Source organism: Anaerobiospirillum succiniciproducens DSM 6400 (assembly GCF_000482845.1).
Classification (GTDB): domain Bacteria; phylum Pseudomonadota; class Gammaproteobacteria; order Enterobacterales; family Succinivibrionaceae; genus Anaerobiospirillum; species Anaerobiospirillum succiniciproducens.
Map to the genome: position 1 here is coordinate 35,701 of NZ_AXWV01000006.1, position 26,085 is coordinate 61,785.

The 26,085-nt window shown below is 42.8% G+C and carries 16 protein-coding genes and 2 tRNA genes; 11 read left to right on the top strand and 7 right to left on the bottom strand.

All coding sequences use genetic code 11. The features are described 5' to 3' along the window. The first annotated feature begins 782 nt into the window (after positions 1-782). On the top strand, positions 783-1,532 hold the full coding sequence (locus H524_RS0100635) for a DUF4405 domain-containing protein (RefSeq protein WP_156907496.1): 750 nt from the start codon (positions 783-785) through the stop codon (positions 1,530-1,532). A gap of 350 nt (positions 1,533-1,882) precedes the next feature. Here H524_RS0100635 and H524_RS0100640 read toward each other — a convergent pair whose 3' ends face one another. Continuing rightward, positions 1,883-2,746 (bottom strand): CbrC family protein, encoded by an 864-nt coding sequence (locus H524_RS0100640; protein ID WP_027938837.1) that lies wholly within the window; start codon positions 2,744-2,746, stop codon positions 1,883-1,885. Positions 2,747-3,112: 366 nt separating this feature from the next. After that, on the bottom strand, positions 3,113-3,688 hold the full coding sequence (gene rbr, locus H524_RS0100645; RefSeq protein WP_027938838.1) for a rubrerythrin: 576 nt from the start codon (positions 3,686-3,688) through the stop codon (positions 3,113-3,115). A gap of 1,004 nt (positions 3,689-4,692) precedes the next feature. Here rbr and H524_RS0100660 point away from each other — a divergent pair. The 6 genes from H524_RS0100660 to H524_RS0100685 all read left to right on the top strand — a co-directional run bounded on the left by H524_RS0100660 (position 4,693) and on the right by H524_RS0100685 (position 11,123). After that, positions 4,693-4,769 (top strand) — tRNA-Pro (locus H524_RS0100660). Positions 4,770-5,329: 560 nt separating this feature from the next. After that, positions 5,330-5,761, top strand: coding sequence for a hypothetical protein (locus tag H524_RS0100665; protein ID WP_027938840.1), 432 nt, complete (start codon positions 5,330-5,332; stop codon positions 5,759-5,761). Positions 5,762-6,182: 421 nt separating this feature from the next. After that, a complete protein-coding gene (locus H524_RS0100670; protein WP_027938841.1) occupies positions 6,183-7,562 on the top strand; it encodes an AAA family ATPase in 1,380 nt (459 codons plus the stop codon). Positions 7,563-7,854: 292 nt separating this feature from the next. Further along, positions 7,855-9,234, top strand: coding sequence for an AAA family ATPase (locus tag H524_RS0100675; RefSeq protein WP_027938842.1), 1,380 nt, complete (start codon positions 7,855-7,857; stop codon positions 9,232-9,234). Positions 9,235-9,532: 298 nt separating this feature from the next. Continuing rightward, positions 9,533-10,927, top strand: a complete 1,395-nt coding sequence (locus H524_RS0100680; protein ID WP_027938843.1) for an AAA family ATPase — start codon at positions 9,533-9,535, stop codon at positions 10,925-10,927. A gap of 119 nt (positions 10,928-11,046) precedes the next feature. Continuing rightward, positions 11,047-11,123 (top strand) — tRNA-Pro (locus H524_RS0100685). Positions 11,124-11,665: 542 nt separating this feature from the next. Here H524_RS0100685 and fabA read toward each other — a convergent pair. From fabA to H524_RS0100710, 4 genes are all read right to left on the bottom strand, one after another. Then, positions 11,666-12,193: a bifunctional 3-hydroxydecanoyl-ACP dehydratase/trans-2-decenoyl-ACP isomerase gene (fabA, locus tag H524_RS0100695; protein WP_027938845.1), complete on the bottom strand. Its 528-nt coding sequence runs from the start codon at positions 12,191-12,193 to the stop codon at positions 11,666-11,668. A gap of 856 nt (positions 12,194-13,049) precedes the next feature. Further along, positions 13,050-13,685 carry a cAMP-activated global transcriptional regulator CRP gene (gene crp / locus H524_RS0100700; RefSeq protein ID WP_407708024.1) on the bottom strand — a complete coding sequence of 212 codons (636 nt, stop codon included), beginning with the start codon at positions 13,683-13,685 and terminating at the stop codon, positions 13,050-13,052. 601 nt (positions 13,686-14,286) lie between these two features. Then, the gene (locus H524_RS0100705) at positions 14,287-16,086 is read right to left on the bottom strand and encodes a hypothetical protein (RefSeq protein WP_027938847.1); all 1,800 of its coding nucleotides are present in this window, start codon (positions 16,084-16,086) and stop codon (positions 14,287-14,289) included. 303 nt (positions 16,087-16,389) lie between these two features. Then, positions 16,390-18,909, bottom strand: coding sequence for a hypothetical protein (locus H524_RS0100710; RefSeq protein ID WP_027938848.1), 2,520 nt, complete (start codon positions 18,907-18,909; stop codon positions 16,390-16,392). Between the two features lie 1,420 nt (positions 18,910-20,329). On the opposite strand from H524_RS0100710, the gene H524_RS0100715 reads away from it, so the two are divergent. From H524_RS0100715 to H524_RS0100725, 3 genes are all read left to right on the top strand, one after another. Continuing rightward, positions 20,330-20,995, top strand: coding sequence for a restriction endonuclease (locus tag H524_RS0100715; protein WP_027938849.1), 666 nt, complete (start codon positions 20,330-20,332; stop codon positions 20,993-20,995). A gap of 1,071 nt (positions 20,996-22,066) precedes the next feature. Further along, positions 22,067-22,291, top strand: a complete 225-nt coding sequence (locus tag H524_RS13475; RefSeq protein WP_084281567.1) for a TnpV protein — start codon at positions 22,067-22,069, stop codon at positions 22,289-22,291. A gap of 13 nt (positions 22,292-22,304) precedes the next feature. After that, on the top strand, positions 22,305-22,580 hold the full coding sequence (locus tag H524_RS0100725; RefSeq protein WP_027938850.1) for a DUF6809 family protein: 276 nt from the start codon (positions 22,305-22,307) through the stop codon (positions 22,578-22,580). A gap of 66 nt (positions 22,581-22,646) precedes the next feature. Here the strand turns inward: H524_RS0100725 and H524_RS0100730 are convergent, their stop codons facing one another. Next, the gene (locus tag H524_RS0100730) at positions 22,647-23,666 is read right to left on the bottom strand and encodes a virulence RhuM family protein (protein ID WP_027938851.1); all 1,020 of its coding nucleotides are present in this window, start codon (positions 23,664-23,666) and stop codon (positions 22,647-22,649) included. A 354-nt stretch (positions 23,667-24,020) separates the two neighbouring features. Between H524_RS0100730 and H524_RS0100735 the strand changes: the two genes are divergently transcribed. Beyond that, positions 24,021-25,919, top strand: a complete 1,899-nt coding sequence (locus tag H524_RS0100735; protein WP_027938852.1) for an AAA family ATPase — start codon at positions 24,021-24,023, stop codon at positions 25,917-25,919. The last annotated feature ends 166 nt before the right edge of the window (positions 25,920-26,085 follow it).

Genomic DNA, 26,085 nt, shown 5'->3' on the forward strand with positions numbered 1-26,085 from the left:
GCATGAGAGGCAGCTGACAAGCAAAGCTATCAATCATGGAAAGCTATCAATTAGGCAAGGCGAACAATCACGCAAATTGAGAACGCCGTGCAATATTCACCAGCATGATCCGCGCTAGCTTTTACTAGCTAGCAAGAGAGAAGAGCTGTGATCTTTTCTAAACGCAAGCATGCCTTTTCCCGCCTCAACAATATCTCAAGTTCCTAACCTCAATTAAGATGCCGCCGCGCTCGTAGTTGATACAAATGTGCGAGTTGTATGGCCTTACGGTCAAAATTTAGGTAACTGTTAATTGACCTAAGCTTAAGCTAGGTATCGGGTCATAAAATGAGGGCGATTTTTTGATGATGACATTAAGAGCTATGCATAAGCCTTTATACAAATGGCTTGGCAGAGCTTGCAATGATCTCTTGCTCTCTTAGTCAAATCTAAATCTCTGCATCTAGCTAGCCTCCAAGATTATGATGAGACTGCTTTACACTGATATGAATGCTGACTAAGACGTGAATGAAGATGGCAAGTTAAGCTCTTATTGTGTATGTCATCAAGAAACAGAAGTAATCTTTATGCGTTTGCTAGTTGCCTGCAGATTGCGTTTGTATCAGGTACTAGTGGGTGTGATGATTCGTCATGAGCATCTTCGCATAGCTTTTGTGCGCTTTATTGTACAGATGTCTTTGCATTGAAAACTTGCCAGAACGAAGCGTTGCACCTTTGCTTGTTTTGATCGCTCAGAGCAATGAGAAGCAAGATTACATTTAGTACTGAGGTGTTATAAAGTTATGAACCGTTTTGTTAAAGCCTTGCTCATAGCGGCTTTAGTCTATACTTTGTTGATTGTATTCTTTGGACAGCTGTATTTTTATAAGTGGACGGGCAAGCTTTGGCATGAGATCGCCGGAACTATAGTGTTCGTGCTGGTGGTGATTCATTTGCTGATGATGAAGTCTATCTTTAGCTACATCACTAAACAGCGCTCAGCCTTCTTCATCTACCGCGATATCATTTTGCTTTTGATGGCCGTGGACTTCATTGCCGTAACTATCTTTGGTATGGCCATGTCCAAAAATCTCTATCCAGGCTGGATTCCAATTGAAAAAGCGATCGCACGTCAATCTCACACCTCTTTGGCGATCTATCTGTACATCTTAATTGGCCTGCACTTAGGCTGCTATCTAAGCAAGCTCTTATCCATGCTCAATGACGCCTGGGCTATACGTGTGCAAGAAAAGGCAGCAGCATGCTCTATTAAGGAGTCTAAGTGCCCGTTCAAAGGTAGCAAGGCTCCTGGTAATTGGGTATTGCTCAGCCTGCATATCGTGGCACTCAACGGCTTTTTAGAAATCTGTAAGCCTTACTATTGGGATGTGATCTTATGGCAGTATCGCAAGCTTGCAATTGATCGTGACCGCTCCTACATCTTAAATACCATTGATCAGGTATCCATCACGGTCTTCTTTATGATTGTCTCTTACTACGTAGCTCGCTACTTGCTGTTAAAGGGTTCTCGTGAAGATCGCATCAGTGCCTAATCAGAACTGCAGCTCATACCCATCAGCGCAAGCTCATCAACATGAGCTTACTTGCTAAAGCTAAGATAGTGAAAGCCACTCATCTATAGTGCTACAAACTAAATATCTAGACTACAGCGTACTGATATCAAAGTTCTGCAAACGAAGTTAAATAAGCAAAAAGGCCTGATCGCTCAACATGTGGCGATCAGGCCTTTTAGCTTCTAAATTAAGCTAGTAAAGGCCTAAATGGCCGAAATGTCCCCTTATGCGTCTATAATGTAGTCATCGCTAAGATTACTAAAGAAGCCCATATTCAATTACCTTTTGTTGCTCTACCAACTAAAAGTGGTCAAGTGAGTGTTTTCGCCTTAATCGCAATCCATCCAGACCATATGTTTGCCACAGTGAAGACACTTGAAAAGATAGCATTGTAATGAGCCACCATTAACCGAAGTTTTAATTAAATCTTTTTCTTCCTCAGACCACTGTGGATCATCCAAGACCTCATCTAATACTCCCAGAGCTTTGAGCTCAGCAGCTCCTACATAGCCTATAAAAGCGCAAAAATCTCCACAGTGTGAGCGCCAATATTCTTGCTGCCAGCCGCTATACCCAGGAGTGCGGTTGATAAGTTCATCAACTTTCTCAGCATCAAGCACTTCTGGCTCTAAACAACCATTATCTTGAAAAGCACCATCAAATTTTTTAGCAGCAGCACCAGATGCTATACACTTAGGACAAAGATAGTTGATGTCGTCAATTGCGTAAAATGGGCCGTCGTAGTAAATATGGGTGGAACAGCCGCAGCAATCACAAACAACAGCATATTGAGCTTGAGTGAAAGCTCGTGTAGCTAAAGGATTAGGATGATATTTGAAAAATGGTAGATCCAAAGATTTGAGCTTTTCCTGCTCTAAAGCTTGTTCACTGTCAGTTAGAGGACGAGGTAAGGCATAGTAATTACCTACCTTATCGGCCTCTTCTTTTAAAACAGCCAGACGCTTAAGCATTTTGCGATCTTGCTTGTTGGCTATGCTTAATAAGAGCTCATAGGCATCTTTTTTGAGCCTTAAAATTTCCAAAACATCATAAAGAACTATTAAGGCAGCTTCACTGTGGTCAGCTTCGAGCTCTTCTTTAAAAAGATACAGAGCTCTTACAACATCACTAGCACCATCTTGTTCTTCAAACAGCCGCTTTAATTCAATATAACGCTGTCTAAAAGTATCCATAGTTCCTTCCTCCTTTGACCACGCATAACCCCTAGCCATATAAAGCTACTATATAATTAGGCTAAAGCTATCTTTGGCTGCTTTGTAGGGCTCTTTCGGCCCTTTAGGCCATTTAGGCCTTTACTAGCTAAATTTAGAAGCTAAATTACTTATGGCCTTTAGTTGGTATTAGCATCATAAGCAAAAAGGCCTGATCGCTCAACATGTGGCGATCAGGCCTTTTTCATCTTGCCCATAGCTAAGTAGAACTAAAACTATGCTTACAAGCACTGCTACTGAGCAACATGGCAGCTCTTAGTAAGCTATGCAGCAAATACTGCAGGGCAGCTCCTAGCAAGCTATGCAGCTAAGGCGGTAGGGCAACTATTAGTAATCAGCGCGTAAGACCTCAAAGTAATCTTGTGGGTGATTACATGCAGGGCATACCTTAGGAGCAACAGTGCCCTCATGGATAAAGCCACAGTTACGGCAGCGCCAGATAACCTTGTCACCACGCTGGAACATGGTGCCAGCCTCTAAGTGGGCTAAGAGATCAAGATACTGCTTCTCGTGCTGCTTTTCAGCTACTGCAATGTTCTCCATTACTGCAGCAATAACAGGGAAGCCCTCTTCACGAGCAATGGCAGCGTACTTAGGGTACATGTCAGTCCACTCTTCGTTTTCACCCTCAGCAGCTGACTTTAAGTTAGCAGCGGTGTCACCAATAACACCGGCAGGGAATGTGGCAGTAATTTCAGCATTACCACCCTCAAGGAACTTAAACAGACGCTTTGCATGTTCTTTTTCCTGATTAGCGGTCTCTTCGAACATGGCTGAAATGAGAACATAGCCTTCTTTCTTAGCTACAGAAGCAAAGTAGGTGTAGCGGTTACGAGCCATAGACTCGCCAGCAAAAGCAATTAAGAGGTTCTTCTCAGTCTGAGTTCCCTTTAAGCTAGGCATGTTAATCTCCTTTGACATGATTAACCGGCTTAAGATAAAGATCTCTAGATGTGTTGGGATACATAGATCGCAACATGTTTTGAGATAAAGATCATCGCAAGCGCGGTTATGGATTTTTGATTGAGATAGTGAGTTCTTAACCAAGCCATCAACATAAGATCTTGCCAAGTGCCGTTATCAACAGCTATCAAAGCAAGGCTAGATTGTAGGTAGATGAGCGCTCCCATCAGCTTGATGAGAGGACTAAGAACTTGCAGCAATCAATCTCAAATATAAGTGCATGCTCTAGATACAGTACTTTGCTGCCCATTATGCCTGATAAAGCTTATTTACAGGCCAAAGTTATGGAGCAGCTTCCTTGATTTAGCATACAGATCCTGCCTTGTATAATGACCCTTGAACAGCGCTTTGTCAAATTACGCGGCATCCTATTGTGAAAAGTCGCTTGAGTAATAATACAAGTGTGATACGAAAGTGCCATCTAACTCGCATTGTCAAACAAAATATTCTCCTTAGTGCTTCAGCTACTGCAGTTAAGGCTAAAGCTAGGGCCAAAAAGGCCGCCTTTTAGCTACCGCTATTTGAGCTACGATACTGCCTCAAGCACAGCTACTAGCCAGCATCCACAAAGTCTCTACAACACCCAAGCCAATCAAGCCTAAAACAAAGATAGCTAAGAAGCTAGGTAATTGAGAGCCACCTGAGTTACCCACACTAAACCATGATCAGTGCCAACACTGCTATGCTTAGGCTAGCTAACCAAGCTAGGTCGAGACCAAGTCAAATATGCTCAATAGTGCTTCACGTACAAATAGCTTAGCCATGATCTTTTTATGAAGACATGCAGATACTTTGCATCACCAGGACAGAGCCCTTGTAAATAGCTCTAATAGCTCAAGCTGAGCTCAGATTAGGCAGGGAGTGATGGTATTAATAGGATATTTTGAGTTTTTCGTTAAATCTTTGTTGACAGTAGATCATGACTTACCTATAATGGCGGCCATCGGTGATTAGCGCAGTCCGGTAGCGCAACTGCTTTGGGAGCAGTGGGTCGTAGGTTCGAATCCTACATCACCGACCATCTAAAAGAGGCACCGCAAGGTGCTTTTTTTTCGCCTTTTGAAAATGTCCTCCCCGACAGCTGCTCCTGTAGCAGCCTCTAAGTTCATTCATTCATTCATTCATTCATTCATTCATTCACTCACCTCATAAACCTTTAGCCCATATCTTCATTGCCGCAGTAAGTAGTAGAGCTTATTTGCTCGACCAAAAGCTACAGTTCAAAAATCATCTGGCAGACAAATTTAAGACTAGTCGATGTCGCGCTCATTCCTTCTAAAGCTTAATTAGTGCTAATGCTACTCTCGTGCATTATCCCCACAGCTAATTGAGAGTGTATATCATGGCAACCTTGCAGCAAGCAAACTCTAAGTAAAGTAAACGCCTTGTGTTGTATTAGCTTCGCCACAAATAGGGCATAGGGCGCGTTCAATCACTTTTTGATGCTTGACAACTAGCAACATAATATGTTATTATTCAATATCATATTATGTTGAACACGCTAAAAGTAATTCATGTACCTCCAGGTACGTGGGTTAGGCTGCCGCATGAACTCTATGATCCACGAGAATAGGGTTTGATATGTCGCAAAAAAGATCTCATGCTTTGTCTAATGTTGTGACAGGCGAAAGTAGGTTTACCTCCAAGCAAATTAAGCGTGTGCGATTAAAAGAGAACGTCACTCAACAGATTGAAAATACCTGTACAGGACTTCTTTTAAAAAGGCTACGCGGGTTGCTTGGTGAGCCTAAATGGCGAGATGCTCAAAGGAGGTTTGATGAGTTAAGCAACAAGACTGCATTAACTCAAGAAGAAATAGAAGAAAAGCAAGCACTGAGCGTCACGATCTGTGAGCTCAAAAAGCGTTTTCGCATCACCAGAAATCACATGTATGAAGAAGCAGCTAAGGTTAATCATCATTTTGGATGCGTCCTTAGTAGTATTGAGTCTCAAGATGTTGCCACTAAAGCTTTTGTTGAGTTTGAAAAAGCTCATTTCTGGCAAGCAAACTAACTTCTTCTCAAGCTTGATGGTGTCACCATTGAGCTTTCATTAAAGGTGATGACTTAAGTTGTTATCTTAACGTCAAGCTTGAAAAGCACAAGACGTTACATATGAGAAGCGACGGGGTTATACATGCATCTCTTTTCTAAAAGAGTTGGTACATAACCAAGCTATGCTAGGCCTAAACTAGTGTAGTTATTTCTTCTCACTATCCTGTCTTCAATGGTCAGCGACTTGTAGCAGACTCCGACAATCTTGTCGGATAAGGTCACAGGTAAAAGCCAGTCCCATTTCGGGACAATTCTCTATGGGATTGCACAAGAACCTCGAGAATTTGCTCATTGGTACTTGTCAGTGGCTTGCCTGTTGTAGGTAATTAACTGTCTGCAACCCATAGCCAACTCAATACGTTAGGTTAGGTTATAGGTTTATGCTGCCAACAAAATTTAGCTCAGGTTCCAACAAAACATTTGCCCAATATCTTCAAAGCGAAGCCGTCTATGTCGATAAGACCAAGTTTGCGTGTGATCTTGCAGAAGATTATGCAAGCTTCATGTTTCACCGTCCACATGGCATGGGTAAGAGCCTCTTAGTTTCAAGTCTAAAGCACCTTTTTTCTAAGGGTACGGTTGGTACAGAGGGACTTTACTGTCACGATCATTGGCCAGAGGAAAATTGCTATTTTGTCTTCCACCTTTCTTGGGCTGAAATCAACGCCAGTAGCCGAGAGTCTTTTAAGCAAGGTGTTAACGAACAGTTGCAGCCTTACGCCGAATTATTTGGCGTCTCTCTGGAAGAACGTAGCTACATTGGTTGGAACTTCGAAAACTTAGTTAAAGAATGCGAGAAGAAGTTAGCAGACGAGAACTTTTTAGCTAAGCATCCTGAGCTTACAGATGGAGATCGGCCTCTTTGTAACGAGATCGTGCTCATGGTTGACGATTACGATGCTCCGCTTAACCAAAATTTAGATAATCCAGCTCTTTTCGAAGAACTTAGTGATACTGTCCGCTCTTTCTTTTGTACCGTTAAAAGTATATGCCTGCGTTTTGTATTGATTACTGGTGTCAGAGGCATTGCTCTTTGTGATATTTTTGGCGGTGCTAATCAGTTTATCGATATCTCACTTGATCGTACGTACGCTACAAGCTGCGGCTACACTTTAGAAGAGATCGAGCGCTACTTTGAACCGCAGATCAAGCATGCGCAAGAAGTCCTTAACATAGATCATGATGAGTTTTTGTCTAAGTTAAGCTACTACCTTGATGGCGCTATATTTAGTGATGAGCCTGATGTTAACGTTCATCAAAATAAGGTCTTCAATCCAGTTGTCATAAGTTCTTTCTTGAACAATCCAGATCAGGGGTTTGAACAGCCTTGGCCTAAGCCACGGCTGCCATATAACCTTTTGGTTAAACTCATGCAGGAAGCAGCTCAAGTAGTATATTCAGAAGTATTTCACAAAGCATATCCAGATTGGCGCAATAATGATCAAGCACAGTCAAAGCCTCTTGATGATTCGAGCGCATCTATGTGCTCGATTACCTTGCTCGATCAAACGTATGATCAGAGTTGTAATGGCGATATCAAACTGCTATTGGTCGATTTTTATCTGTTGAAAGATAAGCTTTATATCTATGAACAGAATTATTCTTGTTCAGCTGTCACCCTTTTGTTCCAAGAAGGCTATCTAACTATCAAAGCCATCGAAGACGATATGGCTTACCTTGGAATTGCAAATAAGAATGTGGCAAAGTTGCTTGCTGCATTTGAGTTGAACAACTCAAGCACGGTGGGTCAAGAAGAATAATTTGAAGGATAAGGTCTATAAAACTTACTAGCAATGCAAGGAAGAGCGATTAACAGCTAGAGAGTAGTTCATATCAATATACGCTCTTCAATGGTCAGTGATTTGTGGCAGACTCCGACTATCTTATCGGATAAGGTCATAGGTAAAAGCCAGTTCCATTTCGGGACAATTCTCTATGGGATTGCACAAGAACCTTGAGTCTTTGCTCATCGGTACTTGTCAGTGGCTTGCCTGTGTAGGTAATTAACTGTCTGCAGCCCATAGCCGCCTCAATACGTTAGGTTATAGGTTTATGCTGCCAACAAAATTTTGCTCAGGTTCCAACATACCATTTGCCCAATATCTTCAAAGCGAAGCCGTCTATGTCGATAAGACCAAGTTTGCGTGTGAGTTGGGGAAGAGACGGTCAAGTATCATGCTTCACCGTCCACATGGCATGGGTAAGAGCCTCTTAGTATCAAGTCTAAAGCACCTTTTCTCTAAGGGTACGGTTGGTACAGAGGGACTTTACTGTCATGAGCATTGGCCAGAGCAAAAGTGCTATTTTGTCTTCCATCTCTCTTGGTCTGAGATCAACGCCAGTAGCCTAGAATCTTTTAGGCAAGGTGTTAACGAACAGTTGCAGCCTTACGCCGAATTATTTGGCGTCTCTCTGGAAGAACGTAGATACATTGGTTGGAACTTCGAAAACTTAGTTAGACAATGCGAGAAGAAGTTAGCAGACGAGAACTTTTTAGCTAAGCATCCTGAGCTTACAGATGGAGATCGGCCTCTTTGTAACAAGATCGTGCTCATGGTGGACGATTACGATGCTCCACTTAACCAAAATTTAGATAATCCAGTTCTTTTCGAAGAACTTAGGGATACTGTCCGATCTTTCTTTTGTACCGTTAAAAGTATATGCCTGCGTTTTGTATTGATTACTGGTGTCAGAGGCATTGCTCTTTGTGATATGTTTGGCGGTGCTAATCAGTTTCACGATATCTCACTTTATCGCAGGTACGCTACAAGCTGTGGTTACACTTTAGAAGAGATCGAGAGCTACTTTGAACCGCAGATCAAGCATGCGCAAGAAGTCCTTAACATAGATCATGATGAGTTTTTGTCTAAGTTAAGCTACTACCTTGATGGCGCTATATTTAGTAATGAGCCTGATGTTAACGTTCATCAAAATAAGGTCTTCAATCCAGCTGTCATCAGTTCTTTCTTGAACAATCCACAGCAGGGGTTTGAACAGCCTTGGCCTAAGCCACGGCTGCCATATAGCTTTTTGGTTAAACTCATGCAGGAAGCTGCTGAGAAAGTGTATTGGAGGTTGTTTAGCGAAGCATATCCAGATTGGCGCAATAATGACCAAGCACAGTCAAAACCTCTTGATGATTTGATGGCATCGATGTGCTCGATTACCTTGCTCGATCAAAAGTATGATCAGAGAATTAATGGCGATATCAAACTGCTATTGGTCGATATTGATCTGTTGAAAGATAAGCTTTATAGCGTTGAAGAGATTTATTGTGATACAGCTGTCACCCTTTTGTTCCAAGAAGGCTATCTAACTATCAAAGCCATCAAACACGAAAATGCTTACCTTGGAATTGCAAATAAGAATGTGGCAAAGTTGCTTGCTGCATTTGAGTTGAACAACTCAAGCACGGTGGGTCAAGAAGAATAATTTTAAGGATACGGTCTATACAACTTACTAGCTATGCAAGGAAGGGCGATTAACAGCTAGTGAGTAGTTCATTTCAATATACGCTCTTCAATGGTCAGTGACTTGTAGCAGACTCCGACTATCTTATCGGATAAGGTCACAGGTAAAAGCCAGTCCCATTTCGGGACAATTCTCTATGGGATTGCACAAGAACCTCGAGTCTTTGCTCATCGGTACTTGTCAGTGGCTTGCCTGTGGTAGGTGATCAACTGTCTGCAGCCCATAGCCCCGTCAATACATTTGGTTAGGTTAAAGGTTTATGCTGACAACAAAATTTAGCTCAGGTTCCAACAAAACATTTGCCCAATATCTTCAAAGCAAAGCCGTCTATGTCGATAAGACCAAGTTTGCGTGTGATCTTGCTAAAGAACATCAAAGCTTCGTGCTTCACCGTCCACATGGCATGGGTAAGAGCCTCTTAGTTTCAAGTCTAGAGCACCTTTTTTCTAAGGGTACAGTTGGTACAGAGGGACTTTACTGTCACGAGCATTGGCAAGATCCAAACTGCTATTTTGTCTTCCACTTCTCTTGGACTGATATAAGTGCTTTTAGCCGTGATTCTTTTGAACGTGGTCTTTATGCGCAGTTAATTCCTTACGCGGAGCTCTTTGGCGTTACTCTTGACGAGGAATATAACATTTGGGTCAATTTTATAAAATTAGTCAAAGAGAGTGAGAAGAAGCTATCCAAAAAGAGCTTCTTAGCAAAGCATCCAGAGCTTACGGACGGAGATCGGCCTTTGTGTAATAAGATCGTAGTGCTCGTTGATGACTACGATGCTCCTCTCAACAAAAACTTACAAAAGCCAGAAGTTTTCAAAGAGATTAAAGAAGCTGTAGGTTTGTTCTTTCGTTCTTTCAAAAATATAAGCATGCGCTTTGTATTACTCACTGGTGTCAGAGGCATTGCTCTTTGTGATATGTTTGGCGGTGCTAATCAGTTTATCGATATCTCACTTGATGGCAGGTACGCTACAAGCTGTGGCTATACTTTAGAAGAGATCGAGCGCTACTTTGAACCGCAGATCAAGCATGCTCAAGAAGTCCTTAACATAGATCATGAGACTTTTGTATCCAATCTTCACTATTATATTGATGGCGCTGTACTGAGTGATGAGCAGGGCGAAAATAGGCAAGATATCAAGGTCTTCAACCCCGTTATCATTAGTTCTGTCTTGAATAATCCAAAGCAGGGCTTTGAAAAACCTTGTCTTGAGCCATATCTGCCGTATAACTTTTTGGTCAAAGTCTTAAAGGAATCAGCTAAGGCTGTGTTTTTAGAAACGATGCCCAAAACAAATATACATCTTTTTAGTGCTGATGAGCCTGTGTACAAAGCTGTTTACAACTCTATTCTTTCTATGACTTCGGTTATGTTGCTTGATAGAGAATATGATATGTTTGGCCAGGGTGGTGATAAACTTTTAGAAGTTGATGTCAATAGGCTAAAGGATAAGCTCGATAGTGTTGCGGATATTGATGCAGCCAAAGCTATCCTCATTTTGTTTCAAGAAGGCTATTTAACTATCAAAGCCATCAAAGATGAAATTGCGTTTCTTGGTTTGGCAAATATTAAAGTTGCACAGCTACTTTCTCCGTATTTCATACAGAACTCGCCCTTAGCAAAGATCTTCAAAAAATGGCAAGAAAATTAGGGCTAAAAGTACTGGCTATGCTAGGAAGAGTTATGCTGTGCAAGCTTTATTGCTTGTGCAGCATAATTTTCAAATAAAGTGTTGACACGGGATCAGGCATTACATATAATAGCGCCCATCGGTGATTAGCGCAGTCCGGTAGCGCAACTGCTTTGGGAGCAGTGGGTCGTAGGTTCGAATCCTACATCACCGACCATCTAAAAGAGGCACCGTAAGGTGCTTTTTTTATGCCCGCAATAAAACAAGCCACTTTGAGGCTCCATCCTTTTTGATCTAGCAATTCATAGCAGATCCCAACACATCTCGTTCGAATACCCAAAACAGTTAAGATCGCCATATTAAAACTACAGCAATTTTCTGCATGCATCTCAAGCAATAGGCCATATCTGAGCATAAGATTAATTACAAGCATGGCAAGACAAGCGTTGTAAGTACCAATACCTTGAGTCTAGGCTATGCATAGTAAGACAAGCGTTGTAAGTGCCTATGTCTTAATTTTGAGGCTATGTATGGTAAGACGAGCGTTGTAGGCATATTGCCTTGAGTCCCGATCTGGGGTGGATGTGAGATTGGGATAAGAGGCGCTTTGAGATCGCCTCTAGTGAGTATATATAAGGATATTGAGGCTTGGCTTGAGGTAGGGTGAGTGGCGCTAGAAACAAAAATGCCCTCGAATGCTGCTTAATTGCAGCGCTTGAGGGCACTTTTTCAAGCTTAAGGGCACTAAGGTGCTAGCGATTAAGCCTGAGGAGGAATGAGGCCTACCTGCAGATCTTCGGCGGTGTAGATGTGCTGACCGTCAACGAATACCTTGCCATCAGCAAAGCCCATGTGGAGCTTGCCACGAGCTACGATACGCTTCATGTCGATAACGTAGGTAACCTTCTTGCAGCCTGGTAAAACTTCGCCCTTGAACTTAACTGACTTAACGCCTAATGCACGGCCCTTACCAGGACCACCACGCCAGCCTAAGAAGAAGCCAACTAACTGCCACATAGCGTCGAGACCTAAGCAGCCAGGCATAACTGGATCACCTGGGAAGTGGCAATCAAAGAACCACAGTTCAGGAGTAATATCGAGCTCTGCTGTAATCTGGCCAAGACCATGCTCGCCATCGTCATCACGAATAGAGGTAATGCGATCAAACATCAGCATGTTTGGAGCTGGTAACTGTGAATTGCCAGGTCCGAATAACTCACCTCTTGAACAGGCAAGAAGGTCTTCTTTATTGAATGAATGAACGCCGCGTTCACACAGTGATGCCATTTTTAACTCCTGTAGATACAAGCTCTGCTTAAGGTGAACGTTGAGTCCCTGTCTAAAACCTTAGCATAGGGGGCAAACAAGATCAGAGCCGTATTGGTAAATAGGTATTCTGCTGCAAGACTAAAGCATAGATGGCGTATATAAGCCAAATATCTAAAACTTTTGCTAGTCTCGTGCAAAAATCCGTGCATAGTATAGCACAAGGAAGCAAATTGACATGATAAGGGAACAAATCAGCACTGCAAAGCTGATGTAATGCACACTTCTATGCGATCTTGTCTACTCAAAAGTCTACATTTGCTGATGGTGTCAGACACATTACTTGCCTTTTTCGCCTGAGAGTATGTCTTAATAGCTAGTTATGATGACGTGAAAAGGGCTTATCTTTAGCTTACGTGCAAGACTAGGCAATAAGCTGGGCGCGAACCATATTTCTTGGTGATTCAGAACTTTTGGCGATGAGGTAGCTTAATTCTAGAGCTATTGATTATCTTAGGCGTGCTATAAAGCTTTGTTTGGATCATCGCTGGTGTTGAGGGCGATAGGTTCAAGATGTTCTTTGCTAAGTCATAGCATTTAAAACTGGGGCATAACGTTGCTGTAAGTTAGAAGACGGACTGTGGCGATGCAATGCGGCAGATTCTAGATTAGCTTGGGGCTGCGTCGTAATACGGATAGGGGCTTAAGTATTTAACTTAGGCAGGTGCTACGGCTCTGGGCTGGTATTTTTGGTGGCGCTATGATGTAGTGGCAGGTAAATGATTGTGGCGGTGTGATTTTTGGTCGGTACAAATACAAAAGCCCAGCAAAACTGGGCTTTTGTATTTGTAAGCCAAGGGTGCTTGGCTTATGGAAATTAACGGGTGCCGTAAACTACGATGGTCTTACCGTGAGCATGGATGAGGTGGTTCTCTTCCATCATCTTTAAGATACGACCAACGGTTTCACGAGAGCAGCCAACGATCTGACCAATTTCCTGACGGGTGATCTTGATCTGCATGCCGTCTGGGTGAGTCATTGCCTCTGGCTGGTGAGCGAGGTTTAACAGAGTCTTAGCGATACGACCGGTAACGTCGAGGAAGGCTAAGTTAGATACCTTCTTAGAGGTATCAGCTAAACGCTCAGCCATCTGCTGGCTTAAACGCATTAAGATTTCAGGGTTAACCTGAACGAGCTGCTTGAACTTGTTGTAGGAAACCTCAGCAATTTCGCAAGCAGTCTTGGCCTTTACCCAAGCAGTACGGGTTGGGTTTTCCTCAGACTCGTTGAAAAGACCGAGTTCGCCGATGAAATCGCCCTTGTTAAGATAGGTCAGGATCATCTCGTGGCCGTCGTGATCTTTGATCAATACAACTACGGTGCCCTTAACAATGTAGTACAGAGTCTCAGCCTTTTCACCAGCGTGGATGATGGTGCTTTTCTGAGAATACTTGTGAATATGACACTGACTAACGAACCAAGAGATGGTGCTGTCTGCAGGTGGCTTAACCATAATCAAAACCTTAGACGATTAAAAAACTATCACACGTTTTAGATCATAGCATGATCTCTTAAGCACATGAGAAAATGATGTGCGTCATGCCTTAACAGGCAATTAAAAATGTGACAATGGATAATGTTCTACTAAGCAAACATTAAAGCTTAGGAGAAATCTTGCTTCTTTGTAAAACACAAATCTTTTGTACTCGTGTAATTGTATACGATATTGATAACATATACGACACACAAGAGGCCTAAGATCGAATTTAGAACAATTTAAGAGCAAAATTAAACAAAGCTCTATGCAAGCATATGGTTTGTTTGAGAGTGAAAATGCTGCCAAACTAATTTAGTTCAATCAAAGCAATTGTTATCAACTTGCTAGCTTAGTCACAAAAAATCGACGTGTGTGCCCTAAGAGGCGTATGCTAGCGGCTTAATTCATGGTGATAGATACTAAAATCGCCTCATGGCAAAAGATGCAAAATAGCTTACAGTAAGGTTAATTTTGTTGCCTACTTAAGTTAAGACTGAGATCTTAAGCTATTACAAGAGTCTGCAGCCAGAATGGGTTTGATTGGCCCAGGGCTCATTGCTAGGCCCTGAGCTCATTGCTAGGCGTGCTTTTTGACGAAGCTATGCTTTTTAATTTTCGGTGTTTGGGATCTTGCGCCTTTGTCATTGAGCTTATTCATTACAAAGCTCTCGAGTGCAAAGGATATAGGCCCATCAGTCTCTACAGCAGCTTGCTTAGCATTGCGCTTACCCTTCTTATTACAGCGTGTCTTTGTCTCTGATGAGCTTTGTAAAGCCTCTGTAGCGCAGTGAGAGCAGTTGGCAGTGTCTTGAGTTTCTGTAGCCTTATTCAGGCTCTCTTGAGGCACGCTTTCTGTATTTTGCGACATGTTATTGATTAAAGGTGCCTTAGGCTTATCTAATGGCTGTGATGCCTGTGATCTTGTGGATGGGTCTGTGTGTTCTTGTGCTTCATCGCAATGGGCAAGATCTTGGTTAAAAGGACCAATCTCTGGATAGTTACTACGTAATGAGTAGTTGAAGGTCATGCGGTAATTGTTGAGTACTTCAAGCTCATTGGAGCCATTCAGTTGCTCTAATAAGAGCTCATCCTCAGTCTTGTGATTCTCTTTAGTAGTGCGCTTATCACTGTTTGCCTTGCGCTTAGCTTGCTGAGCCTTTAGCGCAGCACGTAATGAGATCATGGCCATATGGTCAGTAGCGCTATAGTCATTATCAGAGCTCTGATTTTGTGAGAAAAGGGAGCTGAGATTTGGCACGTGCTTAGGTACATCTTGATCTTGGCAAACTGCACTTATGCCTTGCAGATTGCAAGTGCTTTGTAAGATAAGCTTATTTAAAGTCTCTGGATCATGCTCAATTAATCTTCCAATATACAGATTCAGGCTGTTTAGAGCGTTGCAAGCATCACCATCGCTATCATGTTCTAAGTAGTTGGAAACTTGATCCTTACTAAGATCAGAGCAAGCGTTATAAAGCTGTGCAATTAGCTCTGGTGAAGTAATAGCTAGCTCATGGCTCTGATAAAGGTATGATGCTAAGTCATGGCATACATCTTCTGCATTGTTATCACTGGCAGCAGTTGCAGCATCCTCGCTAAGAGCTTGGTGTATGTTTTTAAGATCCTGCATGCTCTTGCAGGCCAATAAATTAAGCGCATTACCTTCGATATAGGCATCATCTGCGCTTGAATTGAGTCCGTTAAAACCAGCGCAAGTTTGATTAATTGCTGCAGCACTAGTGATCTTCTTGCCTCTATAGTCATCTGATTGCTTAGGTGAGCTGAGCACTTCATGACAGTGCATAAGCTTGCTTACTGAGGTAAAGTCAGGGATCGGGGCTGACCAAGCAAAATCGTATGGGTCTGATGAGATAAAAGCACTAGCACTTGTTAAAGCTTGGGTGTTCTCCTGCTTGTAGGCTTGGCTTGATGCAGCGCTATCTGCGGCATGCTCACAGCCATAGGCTTGAGACTTATTGGTCTTGTTCTCATCGTTTGTTCTCTTGGATAAGGCCTGATTACAATTGGATGAGGTCTGATTGCAATTACTCTTAGCGCTTACTTTTATAGAGGCAGACTTTGAGCTTGCCTGGCTTGCATCATTAGGCAAACGGGCTAAAGTCTCAAGAGAGAGTTGCTTTTCACGATTTACCTGGCCACGAAAGTTAGGGTGGTAGCGACGGTTACAGCGCTGGAAGTTATCAATTAGATTGAAGCTGTTTTTATTGTTCAGACACAGCTTGAGCTGTGCAGGTGCAGCAATAAAATGCGGGGCACAGATCATGGCTCCTAATGCCATGGGAGAGTAGTTTTGATCTGATACTGAAAAAGTAGCGCTGATCTTAAGATCATCAAATGTCTGTGGAGTAGCTTTCATCAATATACAGCGCGTAGTAGCACCTTGTGGGGCGCAGCAGTGCGCTATCTCCTGTAGTGGGTGGTAATGTGGGTAGTCGTTTAAATAAAAGGCGGCGATCTTAGCGCAAGGTTAGCTTGAGTATCATTAGATGCCAACATGTGGCATTGAACAAGCGTGTGCTCTTATAGCATGTATGGCGCGGCATTGCTTGTAGCGATCTAGCTGCAGCGCGATCTCACTACATAGCGAGATCGCTGCATCGCTAGCTCACGGCATAGCATCTCAATGTATGACCATCAAGATGCTTGATGCTCTGAGAGCCTAGTATTTAAGCGGTATGAGGCTTGTGCCGATCTCTTTATAATCTTTGTAAGATGCATGTAGTTCGTCAACTGAGTATTCGCTATCGATGAGGTTTAGGATCAGCGACTTGTTATCGATGTTAGATACATGCACTTTTCCTTTCAGCAGATGCAGGGGATTGAACTCATTGCTTTGGTACGTATAGGCGACGCCTCGATAGCGACCGTGGATGGTGCTTAAATATTTAGTACCGAGGCCATAATAGTGGCCTTTGATGATCTCAATATGATCGTCAAATAAAGCTATTTGATACTCTGAGCCACGTGGTCCGTAAAGCTTAGATATATAGTTAAGCTCACGAGCCTTCACAAAGATGGCCTCAAGAATGTCAGGATTGAGGCGAGCCTTGCTTGAGGCAGTATCGATGATGTATTGAGCAATAGCTGAGACACTTAAATGCTTCTTAAGTTCCTCAAGCAGACGGTTATCTAAGCGGCGAGCTAAATGTTCTCTTTTGAGTGCGCCAAAGGTTACGGCAAGTCCTAAACGGTCATACTTACTGCACTGTAGAGCAAAGGCTTTGGCACTAAAGAGCTGACTTTGGATCGCTATACCATCACTAAGCTCAATCTCATAATGGGTCTTAGATAGGCGATCGGGGATCGAAAGTAATGAGAGCGGAGATTTGTAAGCAGATGTAGCCAAGCTATCAAGGCTTGATCTGTCATGCTCTTTATAGTTTTTGTAACTCTGCTTAGATAGCGGAATGCAGCTAATTAAGACTTCATTATGCTTACCAAAGCTAAAAGTTACATTGCGTCTAGCCCCATGCTGCAGCTCCATTAAACTAAGCCTGCCATTGTATGGATAGCGGCTTATTAAGCTAAACTCATTATCTAAGTTAGCTTGTTTTAGAGGATAGATGCTAAAGCCTGGTCTATGAACAGCTATGGTGGCTTGAGTAGGTCTGTTAGAGACTAACTGTGCTTGATTATCTTGGTAGACGTCTAGCTGAGGTAGATGCGCTATTGAGGCATCTAACTTAGGCTTTGAGGTTCTATTTACATCTAACTGAGGCTGATGGGCTCGTTGTGCATCCAGCTTAGGCAGCTTAGGTTTATGGGAAGGATCATCATGCTTATGGCCATCATGTACATAGATATGGTTAGTTGCAGACTCCTGCTTGAGGTTAATGAATCTTTCTAAGAGTGCTGATGGCAGATTCTTGCGTTTAGCTACCTTCTCATCTTCAAGCTGATCATATAAATAGCCATAGTCATTCAGACAGGTGAACATAGAGTAAAGCTCACCAATGGCCAGGCCTAAGACCACCTCTTCAAATGTATAGCTGCAGTTGTCGATATGACATAGAGCGTAGGTATAACGAGGGATCTTTAAGCCCATCTGCAGCTTAGTTAAGCGCATCGGACGAGTTCTGTTGGTATTGAGAGGCTTGTAAGGACGCATAGCCTCACCCTCATTAAAGCTGACTAAGTACAAGCAATTGATGTAGCACAGCTCGAGCTCATCGGCCATAAACACAAAGTCATACTGATGATTATCAGCAGAATCTGCAAAGGCAGGATCATCGCCATGATGGAAGCTATGATCATGTAGAGCGACATTAGCAGGGTACATAGCAACAGAAGATGCATGATGAGCACGAAGATCTTGGCTAGCTAAAGAGACGGTCTCTTTAGTGTTCTCTGCCATTAATGTCTGAGTACGAGCGGTATTAAGATCATGGCGAGGCACTGCAAGCTTACAAGCAGCACGATGATCTTGGGCTGCGTCAGTGAGATCGTGGTGCTGATAAAAGGCATTGGCAGACTCTAAATCAGTCGGTGAGCACAGCTCCGGCCTAGTGAATAGAGCTTTGAAACTCTGATCTACACAAGCATGGGGATCAATAATCTTGTTTGCGGTGGATCCTTTAGAACTATCCTTGCCAGAGAAAGCTTTTTCAATCTCAGCTGAGGTACGAGGCGACTCTATGCAGCTTACTTTATGAACTAAAGTACGCTTGCCATAACAAGTGGAGAGCTTCTTAAAGTCTGAATGCTGAGCAATATGTTCTTGTGCAATGCTTGAAAAACGACGACTAGCAGTGTCCTTGTGGCATGACGAGGCAGCATTTGAGTTTTCTAGCAAGTAATTTGTTTGCATCAATTGCTCAAGATACTGATGGGCATATAAAGGTGCAGCCATGAGACTGACATGATCGCAAGTCTCAATGTGCTCAGTACTCTGATCTGCTGCTAACACTGCAGAGACTTTATTGCCGTGAGGGCGCAGGTTAAGGAGGCGGACATTACGCAGTGAGTTAATCCTGCCCTTGCTTGGACTAAGTTGACCAAGCTTAGTTACATCATCTAAAGAAAGCTCCTGAGAGTCATAGATATCCCCTTTGAGTTTAGAGCTGCACCACTTGTCATCTTCAAACCCGCAAAGCTTGCTAGGCTTGTCCTCTTGTATATAGGCAGATGGGCACAGTACTGCTTGAGATAGCTTGTTGGAACTTTCTTTTACGCTTGCCATAGTTCAACTCCTAAGCACTAGTCGATGGCATGCACTGTAAAGTCGAATTGATAAAGCTTTTGCGATGGCTATCGCAAAACTGATTTATTTACGCAAGCGCATATATATCTAAGGCATACCTAAGTGCCTAGATACCGCATAAATAAGCACTTTGTAGGCGAGTAAAAAATTTGAGGATAGGGTCTTAAAGAGTTTTGCGATCCCCGTCATAAAAAGTCATAAATCGCATATATAGGCTAAAGTTTTTGCGATGGCTATCGCAAATGTACGCTGAGATAGGCCATATTTGGCGCTAAAACCATTGGTTGCAGGCAAGTTGCAACACGAGGACTTAACTAGGCGTTTTGCTGCATGAAAGGGCATGAATACAGGCTTTGAGAGAGCAGGGTGTATAGGCTAGACAGAAGGTGTACTTGGGGAATGATGGCGTCTAAACGCGACTATAAACAATACGCTTGGCTTGAAGACCAAACTTTTATAGAGAAATGAGAGAAAAAAGACACGATTCGAGCAAGTTATGGCTTTTTAAACAATGTTCTATACATTGTGATGGCTATCGCAAAAATTTTGTAAGTTTTGATGTAGTAAGGCGGTAAAAATGTTGTATCAAGATTGCGTGCTTTTCAGGCCAAAATGTTGTATCAAGTTAGATACAGCTTTGTAGTATCTATAGCGAGCGATTGTGTAGTATCTAGTTACGCATTAAAATGTGATAAATAGGCTATCTTTGAACATGATGATAAAAATTTATTAATCAAGTACTTGCATCTAAGACGTAAAAATCTTACTATGTGATTCAGTATCTAGGAACAAAGATTGAAGCTAGTGAAGTTCGGCGCGTTTTTGTAAAGAATAGATACAGCAAACAAACATAAGAGAGTTAGCTGCTTGTCAAATGTGCATAACATTTGGCAAGCAGATATTTTGCTCTTTAACGCGATGGTTTAGCTTACAGGCTATTTCTAACACGCAGAGCAATTTACAGAATTCAAAAAAGAATAGGCGCTAGTGCAGCATTTAATAATGATGCTTTGCCTAGACAAACTGACATAAGGCTGTTAAGACCTTTATAGGCTATGAGTTAGTCAACTTACTAAAACTCTTGTAGCTTGAGTCTTCCCCTCCGTCGTTAGCTTTTTCCTATTCTTTAATTAAGCATGCACAACAAGCGCATTGAGCAATATTAAGGTTGCTATCAATTAGAGCTTGTTCAAATCAGACTATTGCACTAATAGCCATACTCAAATATCAAAGAGAAGTTCTTGGATATTAGGCCTTTACAAAGAAGCGGTAGCTAAACTGACCGCTAGAGCATCATCACGACTTGCTTCTTTAAAAAGCTTGTCAGAATACACGAATACATAGATTGGCCTTGAGTTATAGCTAAATAGACTGAAGTTACCATCAAGAGGATGTAAAAATGTACATGACAGACTCAAAAGCAGGTAAACAACGCTCCTGCCATGATTTGTCAGAGTACGTGAACAAGATTGCTGCGGCAGATCATAAGCTTTCCCATCACGCTATAAGCTTAGAGAAGGCCAAGGCAAGCGCATTTGCTACAACTAAGATTATTAGTCCACGAGCAAATGCACGTAATGATTTACCTGGTCACGGCGACTTTAACAAACCAAAGAGCATGAGCAAAGAAGACTTAGTAGCTCAGATGCTGTGTTCTAAAGTTTCAACTAAAGAGATTAACTTAGAAAAGTTACTCCAAAACTTATTTGACGCAAAGGGCTTTAAGACTCGTTGCTGTGCTGAGAGCACTTCACGCAGCGCGACCTTAATTGTCTCAACTCCAAGCAATGTCAAAGTAAGTGTGCAGATAAAGCAAAGCGCCCGCCCATTAACCGAGCCTATGATTGAGATTGCCAAAGAGGTTATGACTATCTATGGCACTAAGCACTCATTACTGGTATCCCTTGCTGGCTTTACTGAGAAGACTTTAGCTGCAGCTAAGCAAAACGACGCTTCATTAAAACTCTGGAGCGCTAAAGACATAGCTAAAGAGATCATTGCTAACTATAGCAATATGGACACACAAGTGCGTTCTTGCTTTGACAAGGTAATGAGCGTCAAGTAAGGCCTTTTACTCAAGTAGGCTCTGTATACAAGCTATTGAGCTTACTTAGTAATACCGCTTTATAAGAGATTTAGCAGAGTTAAAGCTTGCTAATCTCAACTCCTAACAAAACTTAGGAGCAAAAAAATAAGTGCATAGTGACCAAGCACCATATGCACTTAAATATTCGTACAGCTGAGTATACGAAAGACACTAAGGAGTCTGCTTAGATAGGCAAGCATTTCATGCTACATAAAGGCCATAGGCAGTCTTTTATTAGAAAGCTCATCCATTAGATGAGTCGAAAGGAAAATCTTCATAACTACGGGTGGGTCTTGCAGCTCGCAAAACTTAACAAGGCCCATCACCTCTAGTAGTTATCCAAGCTTGTTAGATAAACAAGCGCACGACATAAAAATCTTCATAACTACGGATGGGTCTTGCAGCTCGCAAATTTATACAAGGCCCATCACCTCTAGTAGTTATCCAAGCTTGTTAGATAAACAAGCGCACTACCAAAAAAACTTCATAACTACGGGTGGGTCTTGCAGCTCGCAAATTAATACAAGTCCCATCACCTCAGGCAGCATTGATACTATAGCTGCAACTCACTACACAAACTCATAACTACGAGCGCGAATCATAAAGCTAAACATAGCCTTTGCAAAAGTGCGCCACCTTTTTCTATTAGAGAAGCAATGTGGGGCTCCAAAGTGTTGGGGCCCTTTGTCTTCTAAAGCTGCATGACGGTCATGCAGATTTTCCAATACGGTAGTGAGTGAAAATTTTTAGAGCATTGTAATTGAAATTACTAGCACTTAGCTAACTAATTGTTTTCCGCTGTCAAATAATTAGAACGTGATCTAATTTTTCAACTTGCAAAAGGCAATTCTATCCCTTTTATCCACATTTGTATTTGCACGTATCGCGCTTCTTTCAAATGCTTATGAGCTCTATGGCAATAATATAAGTCCTGTAGCTTTGAAAATATATCACAACAGCAAGCTAAGCTAAGAGCTGTTGTCGTTGCAACCATCAGCGCAATTAACGACTACGGCCCCTTCAAGTGGGTATGTGAGGTAGTTAAGCTACATGAATATGGCACTCCTTATTGTCACTGAAAAGCTGTTTCCTCATTTGGAGGAAATCGACACCGCCTGCCGGGAGCGGCTGGAAATTATCGAAAAAGCCATGATGCAGCAAGAGGGCGTCACGCAAGCCCTGAAATCTGCCGACCAGATGGCATGGGTGCGCTCCATGAACTCCATCCACAACAGGGCCGAGGAAATCGTCCTGGCGAAGTTGGTCTACTGTTGAGGGAGGGAACGCAATGATTTTCGAAGCCATGTATAACGGGGAGTTTTATCCCTGTGAAACCGTTGTTCCCACATCCCAGGAATACCGCAAGGCGATTCAAACCTGTGCGGCGTTGATGGAGCAGCTATCCCAGCGGCTCAGCAAAGAGGACTACGCTCTTGTGGAGGAACTCCGGGCGCAGAACGCTATCGCTCAGTGCGAGGAAAGTGAGAGCCATTTCAAGTATGGCTTTTCGGAGGGGCTGATTGTCCAGCAGGAGGCCCATGAACAGCTGCAAAACAAGAAATAAGCGATGGCCGAAAAAGCCCACGCAGCCAGAAAGAGACCGGTGGCGTGGGCTTTGATGTATATATGGTTATTCTGTCAGATCATCCGAAGTTTCCGCAACCAGCCGGTCAAAGTCGCTCTGATAGGTCCGATCCTGCAATACCAGGAACTTTTCAAACTCTTTCTCAGCAAAGGCTTTGGCGATGGCAGCGATCACCTTGCCTTTATCATGCAGAATATCTTCCTCGTTGAACTGTAAAAATGCGTCAAGCCGCTTGACCCAATCGGCCATATACATGACATTTCCTCGGCGGGCCTGCCGTTTTGCATAGTCAAGGTACATGGTGACGATCTCGTTCAGGTTTCGCATTTTAGTTTCGTTCAGATAGTTTTGGGCGACGGCGACATCCGATTTGCAAATACGGCCTTTGGGTGCGTTTTTCCATGTGGTAAGCCCCATGTTGGGCTTGGTACTGTCGGCACGGCCATATACGATCTCGGCGTCGGTATGATGGGGGAGCGCATAGTGGAGCTTGTTCTTCACATTGGCGAAAAACTCCTTTGTGATGGGGCTTTCCACATCGTAGTCGGAGCTGCACTGGGAATAGATGTCCGTGATTTTCTGGTAGAACCTTCTCTCGCTCTCCCGGATACGTTCCAGTTGTTCCTCGAAATAATCCTTGCCGAAAAAGTTCTCTGGCTCCCGCAGCCGTGCGTCATCCATCACATAACCTTTGATGATGAACTCTTTCAACACCCGGTTCGCCCAAATGCAGAACATGGTCGCCTTTTTGGAGGTCACACGATACCCCACAGCGATAATGGCGTCCAGATTGTAATAGTTGGTCTGATACCGTTTCCCGTCCGCCGCAGTTGTTTCCATTTTGGAAACAACTGAATCCTCGTTCAGTTCGCCGGATTCAAAAATCTTTTTCAGATGCTTGGAAATGGCTGCTTTCTGTACATCGAACAGCTCTGCCATTTTTGCCTGTGTCAGCCAGAGGTTTTCCTGAAAGAGCAGGATTTCCACCCGCACTTCTCCGTTTTCGGTCTTGTAAAAGAGGATTTCTCTGGTTTCATACGAGGTCAGCCCTTGTTCCTTGCTCATTCCTGGTTACCTCCATCCGTCCGGCTCTTGTAGACATTGTACTGATTTTTGAACCGTGGGCTGCAAAAGGCGGCGTTGGACCTGCTGCCCAGAAACACCTTCTATCAGTGCTTGCACAGGCGCTGGGGCTGATCCCCGTCCACCAGCATGAAGCTGAACATCATCTGTATAGCCAGCAACAGGGAATGGAAATCCCAGTAATAGGCTGTTGCTAAACGAACACAAGCAAACATGATATTTGCGTGGTTATCCTGAGCATTATATGAAGATCTAGTTAGCTATTTCAGCTGACATCGTGTTAAAGGGCTTATACTATGTAAGCAGCATCGCTAGCTTAATGTACGAGGTATGATTATGGTGCCAAGAAAAATTGCCTCAGGTTTTTATAAATCATTTAGTCAGCTTATTCACGACAAATTTGTCTATGTTGATAAGACTAAAGCTGCCTGTTTTATGGCAGAGCGAGAAGAGTGTTACTTATTAACTAGACCTCGTCGCATGGGCAAGAGCACCATGGTCTCAACCTTAGAGTATTTGTTCTCTAAAGGCATGGTAGGCACAGAAGGTCTCTACTGCTACGATCATTGGCCAGAGACTCAGCGCTATTTCGTCTTCAAGTTTGTATTCAGTTTATTTGATATCACCTCAATAGACTCGCTAAGAGATAAGTTCCGTAGTGAATTGAAGAACTATGCAGGTTATTTTGGCGTTGAGATCTCTCAAGATGATCCTATACACGTATGTTTTGAGCAGTTAGTTGCTCAGAGTGTGAAGAAGCTATCGGATAAGAGCTTTCTAGCAGACCACCCTGAGCTTCAGGATGGGGATCAGCCATTATCCACGGATAAGGTAGTCTTACTAATTGATGAGTATGACACTCCGCTTACGCATTATTTAGAAACGAATAGAGATCCTCATGAGCTTCAAGAGTTTTACTGTCATCTATTTGCAACCATCAAGAAGATAGGCTTCCGCTTCGTATTTGTTACGGGTATAAGCTCATACAAGCAGAGCTCCATCTTCGGTGGCTCAAATCAGTTTATAGACATTTCACTCGATCCAAGATACGCCACCAGCTGCGGCTATACTCAAGAGGAACTTGAGCATTACTTTGCACCAGAGCTAGAGAATGCTCAACAAGAGTTTAACCTTAGTCGTGACGAGCTAATGAATAAGCTTAGTTATTACTATGGTGGGTACTTTTTCAATAGTCTCCATGACAGTCATAATGATACTCATAAACTCTTTAACCCAGTTAGTGTTTCCTCGTTCTTGAGCGATCCATCAGATGGCTTTGATAATTACTGGGGTAAGACAGGTGGTGGTTCTGATTTCTTGTTAAAGCTGATATTTCTCAGCTCACAAGAGATTAATAGGCAGCTCTTGAGGAAGCTCTACAAGAGTGTATTTGACTCACTAGATCTCAGTGATCCTAAGGTGAATGAGTTCATCGAAGCTTGGTCGCCATTCTTCCTATTTGAGCTACTTTCACATGATCAACCTCAGGACAAAGATCGCTTGTTTTGCAAGGATGCAGATTCACTAAAGGTCGACTTATCTGAAGATGAGCTTTTCACTATTGATAATGCTATTGCTATCCTGTACCAGGCTGGATACTTAGCCATTAAGCATGTTGATGACGACAAAGTATACCTAGGTCTTGCCAATTACGACGCTACAAAGTCTCTGGTATCAGTTATTAATTCTGAAGGAAGCTTTATCAAAAGCACTTACTATAATCTTGCAAAAATGCTGGCGTCTCTTGAGGAGCTCCGCTTAGATATTTTTGAGCGGCTGCACAAAGGCAAATCCAATATAGGCAAGTATTTTCAGGGGATACTAAATACTGTCCCTGATAGCCTACTCACTAGAGATGGTGGTGAAAAGCAGCTTGCCTTCTTTAGCTACTGGGTCTTGAAATTCCAAGCCATTGTAAGGAAATGCGATGTTAAGCTGGACGCAGATCAGGCCAAGGTAATTATCTATCAGCCTCATCAGGGCGAATTGGCAGATGTGGCTGAGGATATTGTCATTGAGTTTAAGCTTGCCAATAGTCAAGAAGAACTCAAACAGCTTAAGGCATCATCAGTACAGCCCCAGGAAAATGACTCAGATAAAAGCCCTGCAGTAACAGATCCATATCGCTATTGCGTGCTAATAAGCCTAGATCAGAGGCTAGTAGCTGCCATCAGTGCAATGAATGCCGATGGTAGCTCAAAAACAGTGTATGTTTCAGATAAGCTGAATGAATAAGGCACAGGCCAAAGAGAGTTGTTATAGGCAGGGAATTGGTGCATCGAACTGTCGTTAGACGCATTCAAGATGAGCAGAATGTTTCTCTTAGTAAAGATGTACTTCTGTTAATTCTATTGTTGATTTAAGTTACTTCATCTTTGCCATGAAATAAGGCGCTTTGCTG

Excerpts from the sequence above, each read along its gene's own strand:
- H524_RS0100710 (WP_027938848.1), bottom strand. The coding sequence starts at position 18,909 with ATGGCAAGCGTAAAAGAAAGTTCCAACAAGCTATCTCAAGCAGTACTG.
- H524_RS0100735 (WP_027938852.1), top strand. The coding sequence starts at position 24,021 with ATGGTGCCAAGAAAAATTGCCTCAGGTTTTTATAAATCATTTAGTCAG.
- H524_RS0100635 (WP_156907496.1), top strand. The coding sequence starts at position 783 with ATGAACCGTTTTGTTAAAGCCTTGCTCATAGCGGCTTTAGTCTATACT.
- H524_RS0100715 (WP_027938849.1), top strand. The coding sequence starts at position 20,330 with ATGTACATGACAGACTCAAAAGCAGGTAAACAACGCTCCTGCCATGAT.
- H524_RS0100730 (WP_027938851.1), bottom strand. The coding sequence starts at position 23,666 with ATGAGCAAGGAACAAGGGCTGACCTCGTATGAAACCAGAGAAATCCTC.
- H524_RS0100725 (WP_027938850.1), top strand. The coding sequence starts at position 22,305 with ATGATTTTCGAAGCCATGTATAACGGGGAGTTTTATCCCTGTGAAACC.
- H524_RS0100640 (WP_027938837.1), bottom strand. The coding sequence starts at position 2,746 with ATGGATACTTTTAGACAGCGTTATATTGAATTAAAGCGGCTGTTTGAA.
- rbr (WP_027938838.1), bottom strand. The coding sequence starts at position 3,688 with ATGCCTAGCTTAAAGGGAACTCAGACTGAGAAGAACCTCTTAATTGCT.
- H524_RS0100680 (WP_027938843.1), top strand. The coding sequence starts at position 9,533 with ATGCTGACAACAAAATTTAGCTCAGGTTCCAACAAAACATTTGCCCAA.
- H524_RS0100705 (WP_027938847.1), bottom strand. The coding sequence starts at position 16,086 with ATGAAAGCTACTCCACAGACATTTGATGATCTTAAGATCAGCGCTACT.
- fabA (WP_027938845.1), bottom strand. The coding sequence starts at position 12,193 with ATGGCATCACTGTGTGAACGCGGCGTTCATTCATTCAATAAAGAAGAC.
- crp (WP_407708024.1), bottom strand. The coding sequence starts at position 13,685 with ATGGTTAAGCCACCTGCAGACAGCACCATCTCTTGGTTCGTTAGTCAG.
- H524_RS0100675 (WP_027938842.1), top strand. The coding sequence starts at position 7,855 with ATGCTGCCAACAAAATTTTGCTCAGGTTCCAACATACCATTTGCCCAA.
- H524_RS13475 (WP_084281567.1), top strand. The coding sequence starts at position 22,067 with ATGAATATGGCACTCCTTATTGTCACTGAAAAGCTGTTTCCTCATTTG.
- H524_RS0100670 (WP_027938841.1), top strand. The coding sequence starts at position 6,183 with ATGCTGCCAACAAAATTTAGCTCAGGTTCCAACAAAACATTTGCCCAA.
- H524_RS0100665 (WP_027938840.1), top strand. The coding sequence starts at position 5,330 with ATGTCGCAAAAAAGATCTCATGCTTTGTCTAATGTTGTGACAGGCGAA.